The organism is Lacrimispora amygdalina (genome assembly GCF_003432035.1).
Classification (GTDB): Bacteria; Bacillota; Clostridia; order Lachnospirales; family Lachnospiraceae; genus Lacrimispora; species Lacrimispora amygdalina.
In genome coordinates this window covers 1-21290 of sequence record NZ_QOHO01000036.1, presented here as the reverse complement: position 1 = coordinate 21290, position 21290 = coordinate 1, and the positions used below count along the sequence as shown (strand labels likewise).

General features: G+C 44.3%; 22 protein-coding genes. 2 read left to right on the top strand and 20 right to left on the bottom strand.

The window, feature by feature from the left end:
• Positions 1-25: 25 nt before the first annotated feature.
• From DS742_RS13155 to spo0A, 9 genes are all read right to left on the bottom strand, one after another.
• Positions 26-259, bottom strand: coding sequence for a hypothetical protein (locus DS742_RS13155; protein WP_117417445.1), 234 nt, complete (start codon positions 257-259; stop codon positions 26-28).
• 28 nt (positions 260-287) lie between these two features.
• The gene (locus tag DS742_RS13150) at positions 288-1259 is read right to left on the bottom strand and encodes a peptidylprolyl isomerase (protein WP_117417444.1); all 972 of its coding nucleotides are present in this window, start codon (positions 1257-1259) and stop codon (positions 288-290) included.
• A 15-nt stretch (positions 1260-1274) separates the two neighbouring features.
• A complete protein-coding gene (locus DS742_RS13145) occupies positions 1275-2060 on the bottom strand; it encodes an HAD family hydrolase (protein ID WP_117417443.1) in 786 nt (261 codons plus the stop codon).
• Positions 2057-2653 carry a Maf family protein gene (locus tag DS742_RS13140; RefSeq protein ID WP_117417442.1) on the bottom strand — a complete coding sequence of 199 codons (597 nt, stop codon included), beginning with the start codon at positions 2651-2653 and terminating at the stop codon, positions 2057-2059. The genes DS742_RS13145 and DS742_RS13140 overlap by 4 nt, the downstream gene beginning before the upstream one ends.
• Positions 2654-2732: 79 nt before the next feature.
• Positions 2733-3290, bottom strand: a complete 558-nt coding sequence (locus tag DS742_RS13135) for a putative ABC transporter permease (protein ID WP_117417441.1) — start codon at positions 3288-3290, stop codon at positions 2733-2735.
• Between the two features lie 111 nt (positions 3291-3401).
• Positions 3402-3860, bottom strand: coding sequence for a divergent PAP2 family protein (locus DS742_RS13130; protein ID WP_117417440.1), 459 nt, complete (start codon positions 3858-3860; stop codon positions 3402-3404).
• Positions 3861-3873: 13 nt separating this feature from the next.
• On the bottom strand, positions 3874-4443 hold the full coding sequence (locus DS742_RS13125; RefSeq protein ID WP_117417439.1) for an HD domain-containing protein: 570 nt from the start codon (positions 4441-4443) through the stop codon (positions 3874-3876).
• A gap of 39 nt (positions 4444-4482) precedes the next feature.
• Positions 4483-5928 carry a glycogen synthase GlgA gene (gene glgA, locus DS742_RS13120; protein ID WP_117417438.1) on the bottom strand — a complete coding sequence of 482 codons (1446 nt, stop codon included), beginning with the start codon at positions 5926-5928 and terminating at the stop codon, positions 4483-4485.
• Positions 5929-6026: 98 nt separating this feature from the next.
• Entirely contained in the window at positions 6027-6833 is an 807-nt protein-coding gene (spo0A, locus tag DS742_RS13115) for a sporulation transcription factor Spo0A (RefSeq protein ID WP_117417437.1), read from the bottom strand.
• Between the two features lie 475 nt (positions 6834-7308).
• Here spo0A and DS742_RS13110 point away from each other — a divergent pair, with 475 nt between their 5' ends.
• Positions 7309-9219, top strand: coding sequence for an OPT family oligopeptide transporter (locus DS742_RS13110; RefSeq protein WP_117417436.1), 1911 nt, complete (start codon positions 7309-7311; stop codon positions 9217-9219).
• A complete protein-coding gene (locus DS742_RS13105; protein WP_117417435.1) occupies positions 9216-9563 on the top strand; it encodes a PqqD family protein in 348 nt (115 codons plus the stop codon). Before DS742_RS13110 ends, DS742_RS13105 begins: the two co-directional genes overlap by 4 nt.
• A 93-nt stretch (positions 9564-9656) precedes the next feature.
• On the opposite strand, the gene spoIVB is transcribed toward DS742_RS13105, so the two are convergent.
• From spoIVB to DS742_RS13050, 11 genes are all read right to left on the bottom strand, one after another.
• On the bottom strand, positions 9657-10931 hold the full coding sequence (spoIVB, locus tag DS742_RS13100) for a SpoIVB peptidase (protein WP_117417434.1): 1275 nt from the start codon (positions 10929-10931) through the stop codon (positions 9657-9659).
• A gap of 125 nt (positions 10932-11056) precedes the next feature.
• Entirely contained in the window at positions 11057-12727 is a 1671-nt protein-coding gene (gene recN / locus DS742_RS13095) for a DNA repair protein RecN (RefSeq protein WP_117417433.1), read from the bottom strand.
• Positions 12728-12740: 13 nt separating this feature from the next.
• Complete coding sequence (gene argR / locus DS742_RS13090) at positions 12741-13190, bottom strand: arginine repressor (RefSeq protein ID WP_097003032.1); 450 nt, start codon at positions 13188-13190, stop codon at positions 12741-12743.
• A gap of 12 nt (positions 13191-13202) precedes the next feature.
• A complete protein-coding gene (locus DS742_RS13085) occupies positions 13203-14060 on the bottom strand; it encodes an NAD(+)/NADH kinase (RefSeq protein ID WP_117417432.1) in 858 nt (285 codons plus the stop codon).
• 11 nt (positions 14061-14071) lie between these two features.
• The gene (locus DS742_RS13080; protein WP_117417431.1) at positions 14072-14887 is read right to left on the bottom strand and encodes a TlyA family RNA methyltransferase; all 816 of its coding nucleotides are present in this window, start codon (positions 14885-14887) and stop codon (positions 14072-14074) included.
• 1 nt (position 14888) lies between these two features.
• Complete coding sequence (dxs, locus tag DS742_RS13075; RefSeq protein WP_117417430.1) at positions 14889-16790, bottom strand: 1-deoxy-D-xylulose-5-phosphate synthase; 1902 nt, start codon at positions 16788-16790, stop codon at positions 14889-14891.
• 15 nt (positions 16791-16805) lie between these two features.
• Positions 16806-17693 (bottom strand): polyprenyl synthetase family protein, encoded by an 888-nt coding sequence (locus tag DS742_RS13070; RefSeq protein ID WP_117417468.1) that lies wholly within the window; start codon positions 17691-17693, stop codon positions 16806-16808.
• On the bottom strand, positions 17680-17895 hold the full coding sequence (xseB, locus tag DS742_RS13065; protein WP_117417429.1) for an exodeoxyribonuclease VII small subunit: 216 nt from the start codon (positions 17893-17895) through the stop codon (positions 17680-17682). Before xseB ends, DS742_RS13070 begins: the two co-directional genes overlap by 14 nt.
• 14 nt (positions 17896-17909) lie before the next feature.
• Positions 17910-19196, bottom strand: coding sequence for an exodeoxyribonuclease VII large subunit (xseA, locus tag DS742_RS13060; protein ID WP_117417428.1), 1287 nt, complete (start codon positions 19194-19196; stop codon positions 17910-17912).
• Between the two features lie 2 nt (positions 19197-19198).
• Complete coding sequence (gene nusB / locus DS742_RS13055) at positions 19199-19642, bottom strand: transcription antitermination factor NusB (protein ID WP_117417427.1); 444 nt, start codon at positions 19640-19642, stop codon at positions 19199-19201.
• A gap of 104 nt (positions 19643-19746) precedes the next feature.
• On the bottom strand, positions 19747-21174 hold the full coding sequence (locus DS742_RS13050; protein ID WP_117417426.1) for a sensor domain-containing diguanylate cyclase: 1428 nt from the start codon (positions 21172-21174) through the stop codon (positions 19747-19749).
• Positions 21175-21290 lie beyond the last annotated feature (116 nt).

Here is a 21290-nt window from a genome sequence, read left to right as displayed (position 1 = left end):
CCATAAACCGGCTGATTTCCTTTTTTTATGGAAGCTGCCCCATGGTTTCCGGCAATACCTCCCTGCTGGATTCCAGGGTTTCAGGAGAAGTTTTGTCCCCCTGAATGTAACGGTATCCAAACACCCCTCCTGCAGTCAGCATAACCAAAAGCAGAAAGAATAATAAAAGCATGATGCCTTTCGTAAACAGTTGCTGTCCGCGTTTTCCCTTCCGCCTGCGGCTGCGTTTATTCCCACTGCGAATCTCTTCCTGCTTCATTGGTGTCCTACTCTTCCTTCCTTATGACTCAATCTGGAAAATGCTTTTTGTATATTTCAAAAAAGCTGGCGGTTGTGGTTTTATCTTCTTTGGAGAATTTAAGACCCTTCCAAGTGTCATTGCTGAATGTAACTGCATTGTCCTGCTTAAACCGGGCATAGATCTGGTCAAATGCCTCTTTCTTCCGGCTGGTATATAAACCGGTCTTTCGTTCCTGGGTCGCAGCCTCATCATAATCGCTGACACACCGGATAATATAATATTTCCCCTCATATTCAGTCACCTGGCTGATCTCGCCTGCAGCCAGCCGAAAAGCCGCATCTTCCAATGCTCCCGGCTTCTCTCCTCTTCCAAGCTTACGCTCGATGGTGCCATCTTGTGAGTATTCTCTGGCAATCGCCGAAAAATCAGCGCCCTGCTCCTTTGTCTTTAAAAGAACTTCTTCAGCCGCCGCCTTATCTGACATCACAATCTCTTCCACAACAATTACCTTGGCTTCACTGTCACTGATCTCCAGATTCATATCCCTGGTCAGCTCCACCACTACTTTATTCGACAGATAATATTCCTCATACATGGTTTTCACATCTGACTGGTTCACTCCCATATATGCAATATCATCGGGAGTCAGCGAATTATAATATTCCTCCGCAGCCTTGCGTACCTCTTCCTTTTCCCCGCTCGTCAGCGTCACTCCCTTACTCTCAGCAAGAAGATTCATCATCTTCATCTCCTGAAGGAATTCTTTTACCTGATCCATCAGATAGGTTTCAAAGGTCTGGCCGCCAGGAAGTTCCACTCCCCAGATCTGACTGGTATAAAGCTGTTGATATTTATTTCTCTCCGTCGTCAGAATGATCATGGACTGGGGCAGAGTGTAAAGCTTCGTATCCTTAATTTCCGATACAAGGGGAATCTCCGTCTTGCAGCCGGAAAGCATGGCGGATACTGCCGCCGCAATCAAAAGGAGTCTTCCCCAATATCTGCGCAGATTCTTCATACGCACCCCTCTTTCTTATAAAAGCAGCTTCAGTATCTTTAATACGCCCTGATTCAAATTCGTATCGGTCTGAAAACGTGCTGCCTGTTTTACTTCTTTTCTGGCATTGCCTACAGCAAAGCTGTAATATGCCTGATTTAACATCTCAATATCATTTAACTGATCGCCGAATGCCATGGTCTCTTCCGGTGTAATGGAAAGGCTTTCCTGCAAAAGCTTTACTGCCTCACCTTTATTCGTTCCCGGTCTCATACAGTCCATCCACATGTCTCCGGCTATGGTGATCTTTAACCGGTCTCCATATTTTTCTCTCAAATGTCTGGTATGGGTTTCCACATCTGTTTTCCGGTAAACGCTTATTTTGATAAATTCGGACTGAACTTTTGTTAAATCATCCACCATTTCCACACGGAATTTGTATCCGTTTACCAGCCAGTCAATAAAATCCCGGTCTTTCGTCTCTAAGTAAACCACATCAGGGCCGCTCAGCATGACCTCAAGCCCTTCCATCCCCCTGACATCATCCACCATATCCATAACCGTCTTTCGTTCTATTGGATTTAGAAACAGATTTCTGCCATGACAGCCTATGTAAGCACCATTGTCAGAAAGATAGAATATTTTTTCTTTCACCGGATCGAAAATGGATTCAATACTTGCCCACTGTCTTCCGCTTGCAGCGGCAAACTGAATTCCCTTTGCCCGTAATTTCAGAATCACTTCATGAAGCTCGGCCGGCACCTCATAGCCTCCGTCCGGTACCAGCGTTCCGTCAATATCTGATGCAATCAGTTTAATCATGCTTTTTCCTCCTGCTCACATATCTTCTTTAATTCCTGATAGACACGTCCTACAGGCAATCCTACTACATTACTGTAATCTCCGTCAATCCCTTTAATAAATGCAGCAAACCGTCCCTGGATGCCATATGCACCCGCTTTATCCATAGGCTCATCTTCCTCTGCATAGGAACGTATCTCTTCCTGTGTCATAGGGTATACATGAACATCCGTCTGCTCTGCAAATGAACGGACTGTCATTTTATTCTCTCCGCAAAGGATCAGCGTCACACCGGTGAAAACATTATGCGTTTTCCCCTGAAAGGAATCAATCATCTCAAAGGCTTCTTCATGGGTCTTCGGTTTTCCTAAAATCTTTCCTTCTGCAGCAACCACAGTATCTGCTCCTATGACGACAGTGCCCGGCAGCTGGTTTTTTGCCACATCCTCCGCTTTTTGCCGGGACAGCTCTATTACTGCTTCTTCTGGAATTGTGGTAGTTATGATCTCTTCAATCCCACTGGGTTCTATAACAGGATTCAGACCGACCTGGTTTAAAAGTTCTTTTCTTCTTGGTGATGCCGAAGCAAGCACAATCTTAATATCACTTATCATTGGTACCCTCTCTTATTCTTAAACTGACAGTCTCGTGAAATTGCAAACAGGCGGGACCCATTACGAATCCCGCCAATCTTTAATATACTTTCAGACGTCCGACTAAGGACGACTCATCTTCTTCACAATCTGCTCTCAGCTGCATTCTCATAGTATATACAAAATCTGTTGCATAAAAAATCAGGAAAAACATCCCCGTTATACGCTGAAAATTATCCGGAATCATTCCTGCCGCCTGGTTTACAAATCCATTCAGAAAGCGGAAATAGAAGATACCCAGAAATCCCCAGGCAATACTGCTCTCCAGACAGATAATTCCCTTGTAATTAAACGGCTTCCTGCTATAATCCCACCAGAATGATCCAAACAGCTTAATCATCATATAAGCCGTAACAAGCTCCATGAAAGTTGCCATCACCATAGAGGCGAAATACAGGCGCACCGGACTGTCAATGAAAGGGCTGAGCAGCATCGTCGCCCCAACAGATCCGAATCCATATATGATGCAGAACGGTCCGTGTCCAAATCCCCGATTAAAGACCGGTCTTTTATTTTCATAGCTGAGTACAGCGCATTCAAGAAGATAACCCAGAAAGCTGAATAGGAAAAAACAGTTTATCCTGTGATAAATTGACATATCCAATTTGCCTCCAAATTTAACAATTTTTTAACTTGTTAAAGTATAATATGGATATCTAAAGAAATCAAGGGTTATTTTCTTACGATTCCCCAAAATTTTTCTTTGTTATTAGTAATATTGCGCCATAAAGACAGCAAGTAAAATGCCAAGAATGGCTCCTGCTGCAACCTGAAGAGGAGTATGTCCAACATATTCCTTTAATTTTTCCTGTAAAATCTCACCATTCAGCTTCAGGGGATTTTCTAACAGGATACTGTTTAACAGCTTTGCCTGTTTTCCTGTTTCTCTTCGTACTCCCATGGCGTCATACATTACAATCATGGAGAGAACAAAACTGATGGCAAACTCAAAAGAACCGACGCCATAACGATAACTGGCGGCGGTCGTCAATGCACAAACCGTAGAGGAATGGGAGCTGGGCATACCGCCGGATCCCACAAGCCTCTCCGGGTTAAAACTCTTACTAAGAGCCAGGTCAATCAGTGTTTTTAACACCTGCGCCACCAGCCAGCCGGTAACGGCAGTCACTAAAACCTGATTCTTAAGAATCACTTCCCATAATTTCATGGTTTCCTCCATCTTATGCCGTGCTTTTTCTGCCAAAACCGTATAATACCCAACGCTTAATCCTTGCGGTGGTTTCCACGAAACCGCATAATTTATCCGCATAAATAATCACCATTCCGCCTTTTGTTTTTGGCGGAACCGGTGTCAGCGGCCACATATGCCGCAGGATCATGTTCTTCTCATTCTCTGTTAAGTCAAAATGTTTCACTGCATTCTTTAAAGCAGCCCTCGGGTGAGTAAAACCATGGAAACGTTCCCCGGTCTCTCTGGCATGGGTATGCCAGTCATACAGAAAGAAATCATGAAGCAGACCTGCTCTTGCTGCTTCTTTATATTCCCAGCCAAATTTTCTGCATATGCAGTAGCTTAGATAGGATACCTTAATGCAATGAGCTTTGCAGGTAGTATCTCCATGCTGCATATAGTTATCCATGGACTGGAATACCTTGTGATCTAAGATGTCCTTCACACAGGCAAGGTACTCCAAATCCATATTATAATCTTCAAGTTCCACCCAGGAGGTATCTTCTGCCCATTCAAGTGCTTCCTGCTTCTCCTCCGGAGTTAAATACATATTCTTCATGGTTATTCTGTCGCTTCCTTCTTAATAATATGAACCGGCTTAACAGCCAGTCAGCCAGTCGTACAGCTCCTGATACTTCATGGCTGAAGTCTTCCAGGAGTAATCCTTCGACATGGCACGGTCGATGATCTTGTTCCACTCACGTCTCTTGTCATAATAGATGCGCTGTGCATACCGGACAGCCCCAAGCATCTCATGAGCATTATAGTTAGAGAAGGAAAATCCGGTTCCCTGACTCTCATACTCATTATAGGGTTCTACCGTATCTTTTAAACCTCCGGTCTCCCTTACAATGGGCACAGTGCCGTATCTCAGCGCCATCAGCTGGCTCAAACCGCAGGGTTCAAACAAAGACGGCATCAAAAACGCATCACAGGCGGCATAAATCTTATGAGACATTGCCTCCGAATAGTAAATATTGGCAGAGACCTTATCCGGATACTTCCATGCATAGTGGCGGAACATATTCTCATACCGCTCTTCTCCGGTACCAAGAATAACCAGCTGGATATCGTCCTGACACATCTCATCCATCACACACTGGATTAAATCCAGTCCCTTCTGGTCGGTCAGTCTGGAGACGATTCCAATCATAAACTTACTTTCATCCTGCGCCAGTGAAAGTTCTTTCTGAAGCGCAGTTTTATTTTTTTCCTTTTCCTTGCGGAAATTACGCAGATTATAGTTCTGTATAATATACGAATCCGACCCGGGATCAAACTCGTCATAATCAATTCCGTTTACAATGCCTCTTAAGCTGCCTTCCCTTGCCCGCATCAGACCGTCAAGGCCTTCTCCATAGAAAGGCATCTTTATCTCCTGTGCGTAAGTCTCGCTGACTGTTGTGATGGCATCTGCATATACAATGCCGCCCTTTAATAAATTACCATCCTTGTAGGCCTCCAGCTTATCCGGGGTAAAATAATAATCAGGCAGACAAGTTAACGCCTGTATCGTCTTTACATCCCAGACACCCTGGAATTTTAGATTGTGAATGGTAATCACCGACTTCATGTTCCGGAAGAATTCTCCTTCCCGGAACCGGTCTTTTAACAGAACAGGAATCAAACCGGTCTGCCAGTCATGGCAGTGAACCACATCCGGCTGAAAACCGATTACCGGAAGAGATGATAAGGCGGCCCGTGAAAAGAAGCAGAACTTTTCTAAATCCTGATACCAGTCTCCATAGGGCTTTGCCCCCTGGTAATAGCCTTCATTATCAATGAAATAGAAGGTAATTCCGTCCCGGACACACTGAAGAATCCCCACATATCTGCTTTGTCCCAGATAATCCATATAGAAATGATCTACATAAGTCATCTGGTTTCTCAAGTCTTCCCTGATACAAAGATATTTGGGAATCATAACTCTCACATCATAATATTCCTGATCGAAGCACTTTGGAAGGGATCCCACTACATCTGCGAGACCGCCGGTTTTTACAAAAGGTACTGCCTCCGATGCAACGAACAAAATCTTCTTCATCCAAAAACCTCCCTTATCCTTTTCCCCTCCGGGCATTGTCTGTTATGCTATAGTATACTGCATTTTCAGAAAATAAGGAAGTATCTTTCCATTAAGATTTATGAAAGTTTTTTGTAATCAAGCCTTATTTTATCAGCAATGAGTGCAATAAACTCGGAATTTGTAGGTTTTCCTTTTCCTGTACTCACGGTATATCCGAACAGTTCGTTGATGGTATCCATCTTTCCCCGGCTCCAGGCCACTTCAATGGCATGGCGGATGGCACGTTCCACACGGCTTGGAGTCGTCTGATGTTTCTTGGCAATGGAAGGATAAAGGATTTTTGTGACAGAAGTGAGCATCTCCTGATCCTGAACCGATATCACAATGGCATCTCTTAAATACTGATATCCTTTAATATGTGCAGGAATTCCGATTTCATGAAGCATCTGGGTTACATCATTTTCTAAATTCTGCTCCATATACTCTGTCTTATTGACATAAGGTTTCACCTTTTTCATTCCCTGAAGACTGGGCGCTTTTGTCTTTCTCTGCCCTACTCTTCGCACCTTATCGACGATAACTTCCTTGTTGAACGGCTTCATTATGTAATAATTCGCCCCCATTCGGAACGCATCTTCGGTAATATTCTCACTTCCTGCGGCGGTTACCATAATAAAAGAGGGAATCTTTGTCACAGCACCATTTCCTCTTACCCGCTCCATTACTGTAATTCCGTCCATTCTCGGCATAATCACATCCAATAAGACAACATCCGGATTTGTTTTGAGGATCATGTTATAGGCGTCTTCGCCGTTATCCGCTCTTCCTACTACATGAAAATCCTCCTCTCCTTCCAGTATATCATTCAGCAGATTTAAGGTCTGCAGGTTATCATCTGCAATAGCGATACTGATTTCTGACATATTGATACTCTCCTCCTGATTCTTCAAAATAAATGAAAACTAGTGTATAGCCATTATAATCTTGCCCCAGCTTATGCCGCAACGTGATTCTATCGCATTATTCGACAAGAAAAACGTTTGTTTTATCGAATATGGGATTCTGGTCTTACTGTCCCACTGTCGAATGAAGAAAAGGTCTTGTCCGGTCTGAATCCATGTTTCCCCCTTTTTTTTACCGGTGTTGAAAATTGAAACTACTTGTCGTCAAAAAAAATGCCTATCCCAATACTACTATCTCTTATACTAACACATAAGGAATGGGATGAAAAGCCTTTCATGGAGATTTGGCATATTTATGGCAATGATTATTTAAGCATTATGCTAATAAAATTATGACTTAAGTATTTTTTATTATAAAAAAAGTACAATTATGCTTGCTCCTTTTTAAAGAAATGGATATAATTGGTACTGAATAAAAAATTAGGGGGAAATACATATGAAAGAACAAAACGAATTTAAACCGTACATACCTGCTGAAAAGGTCACTCCGGAATTTACTGTTACCTCTATTGTTCTGGGTATCATTCTGGCTGTAGTCTTCGGTGCTGCAAACGCCTATCTCGGGCTCCGCGTAGGTATGACCATTTCCGCATCCATACCCGCCGCAGTGATCTCCATGGGTGTGATCCGGGTAATCATGAAGAAAAACTCCATTCTGGAAAGCAACATCGTTCAGACGGTCGGTTCCGCAGGCGAATCCCTGGCTGCAGGAGCTATCTTTACGCTTCCTGCTCTTTTTTTATGGGCTGCAGAAGGAAAAATGGAAACACCTGGTATCCTGGAGATCACCCTCATCTCTCTGATCGGAGGCATCCTCGGTGTTCTTTTCATGGTTCCGCTCAGAAACGCACTGATAGTAAAAGAACACGGAATTCTTCCTTATCCGGAAGGAACCGCATGTGCGGAGGTTCTGCTTGCGGGCGAGGAGGGCGGCGCCAATGCGTCTACGGTATTTGCCGGAATGGGATTTGCCGCAGTCTTTAAGTTTATCATCGATGGTATCAAACTGGTTCCAGGGGAAGTTTCCTTCCGGGTAAAGGGCTATGCCGGTGAGATCGGAACACAGATTTACCCGGCGGTCATGAGCGTGGGATATATCTGCGGGCCAAGGATTTCCTCCTATATGTTTGCAGGAGGTATCATCAGCTGGCTGGTGTTCATTCCTGCAATCGTTCTGTTCGGAGCGGATTTAACCCTGTATCCGGGTTCTGCTCCCATTGGCGAAATGTTTGCACAGGGTGGAGCCGGAGCAATCTGGGGAACCTACATCCGTTACATCGGCGCCGGTGCACTTGCTGCAGGAGGTATCATCAGTCTTGTTAAATCTCTGCCCTTAATTATCCGTACCTTCCGGGATGCCATAAAAGGACTCGGTCAGAACAGTGCCGGCAGCGGTCTTCGTACAGACCAGGATTTAAGCTTTCAGATAATCCTGGGAGGCATCGCACTTCTCACCATTCTCGTCTGGCTGGTCCCGGTCATTCCGGTGAGTTTTATAGGCGCCGTCATTGTTGTAATCTTCGGATTTTTCTTCGCCACCGTATCTTCCAGAATGGTAGGTCTGGTAGGAAGCAGCAATAACCCTGTTTCCGGTATGGCAATTGCAACACTTCTGATTGCAACCATCGCGTTAAAAGCAACCGGGGACAGCGGAATCCATGGAATGAAAGGCGCGATTGCCATCGGTTCCATTATCTGTATCGTTGCTGCGATTGCCGGTGATACGTCACAGGATTTAAAAACCGGCTATCTGCTGGGAGCCACACCGAAAAAGCAGCAGATCGGTGAGCTGATCGGAGTCATTGCTGCCGCTTTTGCCATCGGCGGCGTTTTATATCTGTTAAACGCAGCATGGGGCTTTGGTTCTGAGCAGCTGGGTGCTCCCCAGGCCATGCTGATGAAGATGATCATTGAAGGCGTTATGGATAACAACCTTCCCTGGGCACTGGTATTTATGGGAGTCTTTTTAGCTGCAGCTGTGGAGATACTTGGAATTCCGGTTCTTCCCTTTGCAATCGGTGTCTATCTTCCCGTTCAGTTAAATGCCTGCATCATGGTGGGCGGTCTGGTACGCCTCTACTTTGACAGAATGAAAAAGGAAGACAAAAAAGAAAAAGAGCAGCTCATCAGCGACGGAATGCTCTATTGTTCCGGAATGATTGCCGGAGAAGGTCTGGTAGGTATCCTGCTGGCGCTTTTAGCAGTATTTGGTCTGGACAAGTCCCTGGATTTATCCACAAAACTCAATCTTCCTTCTCCTGTAATGGATCTTGGCAGCCTTGTTCTGTTTGGGCTTGTGATCTTAAGCCTGCTTAAATTTACAGTCTGGAAGAAAGTGAAAAAATGAGTGATAGAAATAAAAAAAGCGGAAACTATCTGGATCGGATTCCGGTACGGGCGGAACATATTCTCTGGACTGTGGAGGAAAGCGGTCTGGTGACACTGGATGTGGAAAACAGGGGAATATTTCACCGTTTTGCCCAGAGATTTTTTCATAAACCAAAGATCAGCCACATTCATCTGGATCCCATGGGAAGCTTTGTCTGGTGCCTGATTGATGGCAGCAGGGATATTTTAAACCTTTCCGCTTCCGTAAAGGAACGGTTTGGTGAAGAAGCCTCACCATTATATGAACGTCTCTCCAAGTACTTCCAGGTACTCCACAGCTATGGATTTATCAGTTTCAGGTAAAAATCATTATAAAATTACATATTAAATTGAAAAAAAAGGACGGCACCGTAAGGCTACTTACGATTCTGTCCTTTTCTTTCCTGGCACTTTCTGTCAATGATTGATCATATTTTCTATAAAGATTCCGTAGCCTCTTGTTGAGTCCTGTATAAAAACATGGGTAACAGCTCCTATCAGCTTTCCATCCTGAATGATAGGACTTCCGGACATCCCCTGAACAATTCCCCCGGTCAGTGCCAGAAGATCGGGATCCGTGACTTTGATTACCATGCCCTTGCTTTTATGCGTAGTGGAATAATCTACCCGCTGGATTTCAATTTCGTAATCCCGCACTTTTCCGGATACATCACTTCGTATATAAGCTTTTCCCTTCTTTACATCCTGTCTGTAACCGATGGGTACGGCGTCCTGGGCAATGCTCTCCTTAAACCGTTCATTTACTGTACCGAATATTCCTTCTTCTGTATTTTCTTTAATTGTACCCAGATTAGATCCCGGACCGTAATAAATGATCCCGCTCATCACACCCGGTTTTCCAAACGTCCCCTTTTCGATTCCAAGAATTGCTGTTTCATAGAGTGCCCCATCTGTGATCTGAACAACATTTCCAGTATCACTGTCACTGATCCCGTGGCCCAGCGCTCCAAATTGTCCATTCATATCCACATAGGTCATGGTTCCGATTCCCTGGGTATCGTCACGAACCCAGACTCCCAGTTTATAGGATCCGTCCTCCGTTTCTATGGGATTCATCTTTATATCAATGTTTTCCTGGCCTCTTCTCACCTTTAAAACTGCTTCAGAACCGCCTAGTTTATTCAGTTCATTCATCAGTGTTTCCTTATCGCTAAGGGCGATTCCATTGATTGATTCCAGATAATCCCCTGACTGTAAAATTCCGAAAGCGGGTTCCACAACCATTCCATCTTTTTTTGTTACATCTCCAGTACCGATTACCATAACTCCGTTTGATTTTAAATAAATTCCCACCGGAGTGCCGCATGGAACAGCGTATTTGGTATCTACTACATTTACCTGAATATCTTTTAACTGTATCCAGCCGAACAGCTTTAATCCCAGCTTATAGCTTCCAAGATTCTTTGAATACACGGAGAACGGCTGATTCACCTGTAAGTGGATTTGATCAGAAGGAATGTTGGAACTATTTTTCAGTACCACTTCCTCGCTGTCGGAATGCAGCGTCACATCAAAAGGCATGGAGAAATGAAACTGTTCTTCTTCTGCTGCAACGATGTTCAATTTGTCCGGAATGACCCGTTTCATATAGAACCAGGTAAAACCGATACAAAAGATCAGGCTGATCCAGAACGCCCTTACAATTAGTTTATGAAATTTCTTTTTTGCCATCTCACATACCTCCTTAGAAGAATAAAGGAGACAATTTTTTGACTCCTTTCATAGTATGTGAGAATTCGTTAAAAACACTCTGTTATATTTTAGTTGAATTCATTTAATTCTGGTGATTGGACCAGTTATGACTTTTTTAACTTTTTTTCAGCTGCAAGACGCTTCATCTCTCTTGCATTCTCTCTTACTGCATCTGTAATCTCTGCTCCGCCAAGAAGCCTTGCAAGTTCTTCCACCATTTCCTCATTATGCAGCGCATGGATTCCTGTGGTGGTTTTACCAGCTTCTGCCGATTTTTTAATTTCAAAATGAGCATCTGCCATGGCTGCAATCTGCGGCAGATGGGTGATGCAGATTACCTGATGATTTTTTGCAATATAGGAAAGTTTCTCTGAAACCTTCTGAGCGGTTCTGCCGCTGATGCCGGTATCAATTTCATCAAAAATCAGGGTTGGGATATCATCGGAATCGGCAAGAACGGTTTTAATGGCCAGCATAATTCTTGACATCTCACCTCCGGAAGCCACGGATTTTAAAGGCTTTAAGGCCTCTCCCGGGTTGGCGGAAATCATAAATTCCGCTTCATCAAACCCATTGGCCGTATAATGGTCCAGTCTGCCAAACTCCATATCAAAATTTACATCAATAAAATTTAAATCGTGCAGGCCTTCCTTGATTTTTTCAGTAAGTTCCTTTGCCGTTTCTTTTCTCATATAAGATAATTGTCCGCATAAACCTTCCAGTTTATCCTCTGTCATAAGTATCTCTTTTTCTGTCTGCTGTTTTAAAAGATCATAATCTTCCAGCTCACCCAGTCTTATTTTCTTTTCTTCCAGATTTTTAAAAATCAGATCAGCGCCTTTTCCATATTTTGCTTCCAGATTATGGATTAAATCCAGACGCTCTTCTATTTTCTGATAGTCTTCTTCATCAAAAGACAAATCCTCCAGATATGAAGTAATCTCATGATTGATATCGCTTAAGATGGAATCCACATCAAAAAGCTGGTCTCTGATGGTCAGCAGACGTTCATCATAGACTGCTGCCGATTCCACCTCTTTTAATGCCCGTCCTGTCACATCTGAATTCACTGCGTCATAAGCTACAGACAGACTTTCCATGATCCTTTTTCCATGAAGAAACAGACGGTACCTGGAGGAAAGTTCTTCCTCTTCTCCCTCTCTCAGTCCGGCGTTCTCAATTTCTTCTATCTCATAGCGGATAAAATCCATCTCCCGGAGTCTGGTATCCTCATCAAGCTGAAACGACGCAAGGCGGTCCTTCAACCGCACATATTCCTTATAAGTCTCTGCAATATTCAGTTTTAGCTCATGGGACTTTTTCTCCTGATAACGATCCAGGATCTCAAGATGTACTGACTTGTAAAGTAAAGACTGATGTTCATGCTGTCCATGAATATCGATCAGAAGACCGGTGATATCCCGCAGTTTTCCTGCAGTTACAGTTTCATCGTTAATTTTGCTGAAACTTTTTGACGGCATGATTTTCTTTGAAATGATAACGATGCCGTCCTGATCCGGATATACATCCATTTCTTTTAACAGATGAATCTTGCGCGGATCGCTGACTGTAAAAATCAGCTCTATGTAGGCATACTCCGCCCCATTTCTGATCATGTCCTTCGGCACCTTGCCTCCTAAGGCAATGGTTACCGAGCCGATGATAATGGATTTTCCGGCACCAGTCTCACCGGTTAAGACATTGAGTCCTTCTTTAAATTCCACATCGGCTTTTTCAATTAACGCTAAGTTCTTTACGTGTAATTCTGAAAGCATGGCTTGCCTCCTTTTATCCCGTAACGAGTTTTTTCAGTTTGTCCATCATCAATATGGTATCATCTACAGTCCTGATGGCACACATGATGGTATCATCTCCTGCAATGCAGCCTACCATTTCACTGAAATGAAGGGCGTCAAGTGCTGCAGCTACCGCCATTGCCATTCCGGACACCGTCTTGATTACCAGTATATTCTGTGCCATATCCATGGATAAATAACCGTCTCTTAAGATCCGTATGTATTTATCGCTGAAAGATCCCTGATTCTGAAGCACCATATAACGCTGTTTTCCGGATTCTGACTGCACCTTCGTCAGCTTCAGCTCCCTGATATCTCTGGATACGGTTGCCTGTGTTACTGCAAAACCGGCCTGATTTAAATAATCCGCCAGTTCTTCCTGAGTCTCAATCTCATATTTTCCGATCAGTTCTACTATTTTGCTGTGTCTTTCCAGTTTCATCCTGTCACCTCCTTATATACCGGCCATCTTATTTCGAAGATTATCCAAAAATGATAAATTTTTTAATTTCACCAATACAGTTTTGATCTCAGCACGCCCAAGATCAATCCAGTCTCCAGGCAAAAGACTGACTGCCGAATCTCCGTCAAACACCGCTGCCTGGCTGATTCCTTCCTGCCCCATGATTTCAATCCGTATCCTGTCTTCTGCAGAAAGCACGATGCTTCTTGCATTGAGGGCATGGGAACAGATGGGTGTGAGCACCAGCATCCTGGAATCAGGTACGATAATCGGTCCGCCTGCAGATAAATTGTAGGCGGTGGAACCTGTTGGAGTTGCCGCAATGAGCCCGTCCGCTCTGTACTCCGTTAAGAATTCTCCATTTACAAACACCTTAAACTGAAGCATCTTTAAGTATTCGCCTCTTGTTATGACAATCTCATTCAGAGCGATATCCCGGTAAATCTCTTGCCCTTTCCGGAATGCACTCCCGCTTAACATCATCCGCTCTTCCAGCTTATAGTCATCATAATAAAGGGCCAAAAGGGCTGATTCAATATCTTCGGTTCTGGACACCTGGGTTAAGTAACCCAGAGTTCCCCTGTTAATCCCAAGAATTGGAAGATTGCGTCCGGATAAATCTCTGGCTGCCTGAATTAAAGTTCCGTCTCCCCCCAGAGTAATCACGCATTCCGTTTCCTGGGGCACCATGGCTGAATCAGTGTAATGTTTCCCTGCCTGCCATTCTACCTTTTCTCCTCTGCCGATCAGACAGACTGCTCCCTTGGCAGTGAGAAATTCCCGGATCTGTTCCGCGGTCTCCCGGGCTCCCTTTTTATCCGGATTCATGATTACGTAAAAATATTTCATTCTAAGACTCCTTATTTGCCATCGCTTAAGTCTTTGTGAGCTTCTTCCACCACTTTTTCAGGATTTACACTGTAGTCCGGGAAGCTTTCCCCATCCGTATGATTCTTTAAATGGAGAAGATATTCGATATTACCTTCCGGCCCCTTGATTGGAGAAAACTCCAGGTGAAGAATCTCAAATCCAATGCTGATTCCATAGGATATCACCGACCGGATCACTTCCAGATGTACGGATTTTTCTCTTACTACGCCTTTTTTGCCTACCTTTTCACGCCCTGCTTCAAACTGCGGCTTAATCAGGCAGACGATCTCCCCATCTTCCGTAAGAAGATTTTTAACCGGTAAAAGTACCTTGGTAAGGGAGATAAAAGATACATCTATAGAAGAAAACTCAATTCTGTCCTTAATATCCTCATGCGTCACATAACGGATATTGGTCTTTTCCATACAGACCACCCGGTCATCGTTGCGAAGCTTCCATGCAAGCTGTCCATGCCCTACATCCACGGCATAAACTTTAACAGCACCGTTTTGAAGCATGCAGTCTGTAAAACCGCCGGTAGAAGAGCCTACGTCCATACAGACCTTCCCCTCCAGTGTGACGTCAAAATGAGTCATGGCCTTTTCAAGCTTAAGCCCGCCGCGGCTTACATATTTTAACGTGCTGCCTCTCACTTCAATGACTGCTGTCTCTTCAAATGTGGAACCTGCCTTGTCCTCTTTATCACCGTCAACGTATACGATTCCGGACATGATGATGGCCTTTGCCTTTTCCCTGGACTCCGCATGTCCCTGCTTTACTAATAGCACATCCAATCGTTCTTTCATTTCAATTCATCTTATCCTTCCATTCCCTGTTCTGGCGTTCCATATCTAAATATTCCTTCTTCATGCGCCAGATTATGGAATCACTGTCAATCCCAAGTCCTTTGCGCAGCAGTGAAACGTTTCCGTGCTCCACATATGCATCCGGCAGGGCAATGTTTAATATCTTTACATCAGGATAATGCTCATGAATATAACCGTTGATCTGACAGCCAAATCCGCCCTGAAGAACATTCTCCTCCATGGTCACAATCAGCCAGTGTCTGCTCGCCAGATCATCGATCAGCTTTTTATCAAAGGGCTTGATAAAGCGCCCGTTTGCAAGAGTGCAGTTCCAGCCCTCCGCTTTTAACTTCTGCCTTACGTGCTCGCCTGTGCTTACCATGCTTCCCACTGCCAGAAGGGCGATCTCCTTTTCCTGATAGATGATCTCGCCTTTTCCGTATTCAATAGGTGCTTTAAAATCTTCCAGCCCCTGATAAGCCGTCCCTCTCGGGTAGCGCACTGCGATGGGACTGTCAAGGGAAAATGCAAATTCCAGCCCTTTTGCCAGCTCCCAGTCATTTTTCGGTGCAAAAATACTCATATTGGGTATGGCGCTTAGGAAAGAAAGATCAAAGATACCCTGATGGGTTTCTCCGTCACTGCCCACAAGCCCTGCCCGGTCAACTGCAAAGACCACCGGGAGGTTCTGAATGCACACATCATGCAGCACCTGGTCAAAACCTCTCTGTAAAAATGAGGAATAAACTGCCACTACCGGCTTCAAGCCGCCTGCTGCCATTCCCGCTGCCGAAGTCACCGCATGCTCTTCTGCGATCCCCACATCGAAAAAGCGGTCCGGGTATAAACTGGAGAACCGTTTTAATCCGGTTCCGTCAGGCATTGCGGCGGTAACAGCCACAATCTTTTTATCGTCTTTTGCCAGACGGCAGATGGTCTTTGAAAACACATCTGTATAGCTTAAATTCTTCTTTTCGTTTTTGGGTCTGCCCGTCAGGATATCAAAGGGCTCCACTCCATGAAATTTAGATGGATATTTTTCTGCCGGGGCATATCCTTTTCCCTTTTTGGTAATCACATGAACCAGTACGGTATGATCCAGATTCTTTGCTTCTTTTAAGGCCCTTGTAAGAGCCTTCACATTATGGCCGTCTACCGGTCCTAAATAGGTGATTCCCATATTTTCAAACAGCATTCCGGGAATCAGAAGCTGTTTAATGCCGTTTTTCGTCCGGCTGATTTTATCAATGAGCTGTTCTCCAATAACCGGAATTCTGGAAAGCGTGTTGGTTACATGCTTTTTCAAATCCAGATATCCGTTGCCGGTCCGTATGCTGTTTAAATAGGTTGACATGCCCCCCACATTTTCGGAAATGGACATATTGTTATCGTTCAGAATAATAACAAAGTTTTTCTTCATCTGGGCTGCATTATTTAAAGCCTCGTATGCCATTCCTCCTGTTAAGGAACCATCTCCGATTACGGAAACAACAAAATGATCTTCTCCCAGCACATCTCTTGCCTGGGCAAGTCCAAGTCCTGCAGAAATAGAAGTGGAACTGTGACCGGTATCAAAGGCATCACAAGGGCTTTCCTTACGCTTTGGAAAACCGCTTATGCCGCCGTACTGGCGCAGTTCATCAAATTCCGTTCTTCTTCCGCTTAAGATTTTATGGGTGTAGGACTGATGCCCCACATCCCAGACAATTTTATCCTTTGGAAGATTAAACGCAAGATAAATAGCCATGGTAAGTTCCACCACACCTAAATTGGAGGCCAGATGACCGCCTGTTGTACTTATTTTTTCTATTAAAAAATCACGGATTTCCTGACTTAAAATCGTCAGCTCCTGTTTGGAGAATTTCTTAATATCGTCAGGTCCGTTAATCAGTTCCAGTATCATATTTTTTCAGATCCTTTATTTTTCCCGGTTAACCAGCATCCGGATCAGTTCTTCCAGAAAGCCGTTCTCTCCCGGCAGCTTTTGAAGGCAGGCAACTGCTTCCTCAGAAATTCTCTCCACAGCCTTCTTCGCCTGTTCCATTCCCTCCAATGTTACATAGGTGGTTTTATGATTTTTTTCATCACTGAATACGGGTTTTCCCAAAGTCTTTGCATCGCTGGTCACATCTAAAATATCATCCTGAATCTGAAATGCAAGTCCGATTTTAGATGCCATCTCTTCCACTGCTTTTAACTCGTCTTCCCCCGCTCCGCCAAGCACCGCTCCGATCATCATGGAAGCCTCTAAAAGAGCTCCCGTCTTTAACCGGTAGATGAAATCCAGTTTATCACCTGGAATCGGCTTTCCAGCCAGCTCCACATCAACGGTCTGACCGCCTATCATGCCGAATATTCCTGTCTTTTGCGCCAGAATTCCCATAGCTGTGGCAACCCGGTCCGGCCTGTCCGAAAAGTCAAGTGCCTTCGCTGCCGTCTCCATGGAATAAATCAAAAGACCGTCACCTGCCAGCACTGCCATATCATATCCAAATTTCACCCATGCAGTAGGAAGTCCTCTGCGGAGGGTATCGTTATCCATACACGGGAGATCGTCGTGAATCAGAGAAGAGGTATGAATCATCTCTATGGCCGCCATAAAGGGCTCTATCTCTTTTCCCGTTCCTCCAAAAAGGCGGTATGTCTCCTGCATCAGCATGGGGCGAAGCCTCTTTCCTCCGGCCCTCATACTGTAATCCATAGCCTCAAGAACGGTACTCTGATATCCTTCTACAGCCGGAAGGAAGCTCTCCACAATCTTCCATACTTCATTGGTCCGTCCGGACAGTTCTTCATGAAAGTTCATGTTCTTCACCATTTTCCTCCAGCACAATTATCTTTTTTTCCACTTTATCTATTTTATCATTGCAGGACTTTACAAGCTTCATGCCTGTCTCATAATACGCAAAAGATTCTTCTAATGAGCTTTCTCCGCTTTCCAGCTTTTTGACCAGCTCCTCCAAATCTTTTAAGGTCTCTTCAATGGTTCTTTCTTTTTTTACTGCCATAAGCTTATTTCTCCTTATTTGTCTGCTTCTGACACTTCTGATGGTTCCACCCCTGATACTACGGACTCAATCATACCATCCCGCAGTTTAAGACGAAGCGTATCCCCGGTTCCCACCTGCAAAACGGAGTCAATTCTCCTGTTCTGCGAATCAGTGATAAAACCATATCCGCCGCCTATCCTTCCCAGAGGGGAACAGGCATGAAGACGTCCGGCAAGCAGTTCCAGCCTGTGCCTGTCCCGTAAAGTCTGCTTCTTAATGAGCTGGCTCATAAGAAAAGCTGATTCATCAAGATGCCTCCGTTCGGCCTCAATCTGATGAAGAGTTAAGTTTTTTAACTTCTCTTCCAGATCATGAAGCCGCTGCCGCTGCTCACGAATACTGCGTTTTGGATCAAAATACTTTAATTTTAGCTCATATTGTCTGATGGAAAAGCGGCAGCGCTCCAGCTTCCTCTCCATCATGGTTCTTAACGTATACCGGATGCTGTCCGTCTGTTCCTTAAACTGTCTGTAATCAAAAACAGCAAGCTCTGCAGCTGCCGAAGGGGTTGGCGCCCGCATGTCCGCAACATAATCTGCTATAGTCACGTCGGTTTCATGGCCAACTGCTGAAATTACCGGTACAGAGCAGTTAAAAATTGCCCTGGCAACAGCTTCTTCATTAAATGCCCACAGATCCTCGATGGACCCGCCGCCTCTTCCCACAATGAGAACATCAAGTCCCATCTGGTCTAACATTTCAATTCCCTTTACTATGCTTTCTGCAGCACCGTTTCCCTGTACAAGAGCCGGGTAAAGATAAAGCTGTACAAAGGGGTTCCGCCTGGCGGATATATTCATAATATCCCGGATTGCAGCGCCTGTGGGGGCAGTCACCACTCCCACACGCCTTGCATATCTGGGAATTTCTTTTTTATATTCAGGGGAAAACATCCCCATCTCCTCCAGTTCATTACGAAGCTTTAAGAAACGTTCAAATAAATCTCCCATTCCTTCCTTCGTAATCTCCTGGGCATAAAGCTGGTATCTTCCGTCCCTCTCATAGACCTCAACGCTTCCCTTTGCGACGATCTGCTGTCCTTCTTCCAGATGAAAGGAAAGACCTTTCCTGGATCCGGCAAACATCACTGCCGAAATAGAAGAGGCTTTATCTTTTAAGGTAAAATATATATGACCGGAAGTATGATATTTGCAGTTGGACACTTCCCCTTTGATGGAAATCCGGTTCAGTGCAAAATCCTGGGCAAACATATTTTTAATATAAGCATTAATCTGGGTTACGGAATAAACACCTGCCATAATTACACCAGCTTTGCCAGAACTCCGTTAATGAAAGCCGGAGCTTCGTTCCCGCCGTATTTTTTAGCCAGTTCCACTGCCTCGTTGATGGCTACCTTTTCCGGCACATCTTCATCGAATAATATTTCATAAAGAGCCAGCCTAAGGATGGTTAACTCCGCCCTTCCCATACGCTTTGTCTTCCAGCCTTCTGCCACTTCATTGATCTTTTCATCCAGTTCCGGAATTTTATTCATGACTGCTTCTGTCTTTTCCTTTAAAAAGGCAGAATTCTCATCACTCATATCTACGTCATGAACAATTTCTTCTACGCCTTCCGTATTGAAATCATCCTCTTTTGGTTCCTCAAAATATTGATTAATCTGCCAAAGCTTCTCCTCTGCGGGGTGAAAATCGGCGCAGAAAAGCATCTTAAAGCAGTGTTCGCGCATTTTACTTCTGGTCATTTACCATGGTCCTCCTATTGGTGATTTTGCTGGACGTTTGGAATTATTATACCTTAACAGGGTTTTTTATACAATAGAAACTTTTGTACGCCGGTATAGGAGGCTTAATTATAAACAGCATACTGGTTTTTCCCTTTTCCCTTTGCCTGGTATAATGCCTGATCCGCCCGTTTTAAAATCGCATCGTATTCCGTTTCCTCTTCTTCGATCAGAGTGATTCCAATGCTTGCATGGACCTTTCCTGAAATATGGAACGCATTAATAATGCGCTGGGCAATGGCTTCCGGCTGTTTTCTTCCTCTCATTCCATAGAGCCAGATACAGAATTCATCTCCTCCGAACCGTACGATCACATCCTCCTGTCTTGTACAGGCATTTAAAATCTGGCCTGCCTGAACGAGAACCAAATCTCCCTTATGGTGGCCAAAGGTATCGTTTATTTTCTTAAAATCATCGATGTCAAGGAACATACATGCATAGAAGCGGTTTTTTCCTCCCGCCTTCAGTCCGTGCTCCACCAGCTTTTTTGCCGTCTCTCTGGTATAAACTCCGGTGAGGTAATCCTTCTGCAGCCGCTTTTCCTCTTTCTTTCTGGTATGGAAAATTAAAAGAGTGAGCACCACCCCGCATACCAGCAGGAAGGTGGATCCTGCAATGAATTTTGCGGAAAGGGCCTTGATCTGTAGAAAGGTATTCTCATATCCTTCAGTCTCCACAAAGGTTCCCATAAACCAGTCATTAATCCCCATAGGCTGATAGTAAAGAAGCCGTCTGTAATCATTTTCATAATAAGTAATATAACCGGATTGACCAGCCTTAATCCCGGCTTCCATCTCAGAAAAGGTCTGTCCCTGTCCCAACTTCCTGGTTTTAAGCATTTCAAAGAGAGAAATCTCGTTCTCGCACGCTGTGCAGGAAATCAGAATCTCTCCATCTTTTTTAAATATCATGTTGGCCCCGTAACGGCTTAAATCTGTATCACTTAAATACTGCTTCAGCTTATCTGCAGACAATTCCAGACATGCCACACCCTTTACGGTGCCCTCTCTGATAATGGGGACAGCCAAAACCACACTGTCCTGACCCTGAAAACCTGCTTTCAGCAATCCGGATACATTTTTTTCACCGTCTAACGCTTTTTTAAAATAGTCACGGGAAGAAATATCCTGAGTTTCACGATTTCCATAGTAAAGAGTTCCAGACGCATCTGCGACGCCAAACCGGGAATCCTCTTTTTCATAATCCTGTACCTGCTCCCACCACTGCTCGTTCCCTGAGCCATCGGGCAGATCACAGTAAACCGCAAACAATTCCAGCCACTCGAATTTTGTCTGCATCATGGATTCAATATAATTCAGTGCTTTATCGTTCTCCTGCTTTAAATCTCTATGGGTCTGCAAAAACAAACTCTGGTCCACTTCATGAAAATAATAGAAATTCAAAACGCAGATTCCGATAATCACCGACATTACAAGACTTGCCAGGATCAGCAAATTCGGCGGATAGTGCCCCCCGTTTCTACGATTCATCATATAAAAAAACACCTGTCCTTAAGAATCTTTCGACTCACAATATGGTCCATTATAAATCCTGTCCTATTCCATTACAAGGAGAATTTCATCTTTTCATAAATCATGACCACCGGCTT

What these genes read in the sequence shown, in the direction of transcription:
- DS742_RS13155 (WP_117417445.1), bottom strand. Translation starts at nt 259, where the DNA reads ATGAAGCAGGAAGAGATTCGCAGTGGGAATAAACGCAGCCGCAGGCGG.
- DS742_RS13150 (WP_117417444.1), bottom strand. Translation starts at nt 1,259, where the DNA reads ATGAAGAATCTGCGCAGATATTGGGGAAGACTCCTTTTGATTGCGGCG.
- DS742_RS13145 (WP_117417443.1), bottom strand. Translation starts at nt 2,060, where the DNA reads ATGATTAAACTGATTGCATCAGATATTGACGGAACGCTGGTACCGGAC.
- DS742_RS13140 (WP_117417442.1), bottom strand. Translation starts at nt 2,653, where the DNA reads ATGATAAGTGATATTAAGATTGTGCTTGCTTCGGCATCACCAAGAAGA.
- DS742_RS13135 (WP_117417441.1), bottom strand. Translation starts at nt 3,290, where the DNA reads ATGTCAATTTATCACAGGATAAACTGTTTTTTCCTATTCAGCTTTCTG.
- DS742_RS13130 (WP_117417440.1), bottom strand. Translation starts at nt 3,860, where the DNA reads ATGAAATTATGGGAAGTGATTCTTAAGAATCAGGTTTTAGTGACTGCC.
- DS742_RS13125 (WP_117417439.1), bottom strand. Translation starts at nt 4,443, where the DNA reads ATGAAGAATATGTATTTAACTCCGGAGGAGAAGCAGGAAGCACTTGAA.
- glgA (WP_117417438.1), bottom strand. Translation starts at nt 5,928, where the DNA reads ATGAAGAAGATTTTGTTCGTTGCATCGGAGGCAGTACCTTTTGTAAAA.
- spo0A (WP_117417437.1), bottom strand. Translation starts at nt 6,833, where the DNA reads ATGTCAGAAATCAGTATCGCTATTGCAGATGATAACCTGCAGACCTTA.
- DS742_RS13110 (WP_117417436.1), top strand. Translation starts at nt 7,309, where the DNA reads ATGAAAGAACAAAACGAATTTAAACCGTACATACCTGCTGAAAAGGTC.
- DS742_RS13105 (WP_117417435.1), top strand. Translation starts at nt 9,216, where the DNA reads ATGAGTGATAGAAATAAAAAAAGCGGAAACTATCTGGATCGGATTCCG.
- spoIVB (WP_117417434.1), bottom strand. Translation starts at nt 10,931, where the DNA reads ATGGCAAAAAAGAAATTTCATAAACTAATTGTAAGGGCGTTCTGGATC.
- recN (WP_117417433.1), bottom strand. Translation starts at nt 12,727, where the DNA reads ATGCTTTCAGAATTACACGTAAAGAACTTAGCGTTAATTGAAAAAGCC.
- argR (WP_097003032.1), bottom strand. Translation starts at nt 13,190, where the DNA reads ATGAAACTGGAAAGACACAGCAAAATAGTAGAACTGATCGGAAAATAT.
- DS742_RS13085 (WP_117417432.1), bottom strand. Translation starts at nt 14,060, where the DNA reads ATGAAATATTTTTACGTAATCATGAATCCGGATAAAAAGGGAGCCCGG.
- DS742_RS13080 (WP_117417431.1), bottom strand. Translation starts at nt 14,887, where the DNA reads ATGAAAGAACGATTGGATGTGCTATTAGTAAAGCAGGGACATGCGGAG.
- dxs (WP_117417430.1), bottom strand. Translation starts at nt 16,790, where the DNA reads ATGATACTGGAACTGATTAACGGACCTGACGATATTAAGAAATTCTCC.
- DS742_RS13070 (WP_117417468.1), bottom strand. Translation starts at nt 17,693, where the DNA reads ATGAACTTTCATGAAGAACTGTCCGGACGGACCAATGAAGTATGGAAG.
- xseB (WP_117417429.1), bottom strand. Translation starts at nt 17,895, where the DNA reads ATGGCAGTAAAAAAAGAAAGAACCATTGAAGAGACCTTAAAAGATTTG.
- xseA (WP_117417428.1), bottom strand. Translation starts at nt 19,196, where the DNA reads ATGGCAGGTGTTTATTCCGTAACCCAGATTAATGCTTATATTAAAAAT.
- nusB (WP_117417427.1), bottom strand. Translation starts at nt 19,642, where the DNA reads ATGACCAGAAGTAAAATGCGCGAACACTGCTTTAAGATGCTTTTCTGC.
- DS742_RS13050 (WP_117417426.1), bottom strand. Translation starts at nt 21,174, where the DNA reads ATGATGAATCGTAGAAACGGGGGGCACTATCCGCCGAATTTGCTGATC.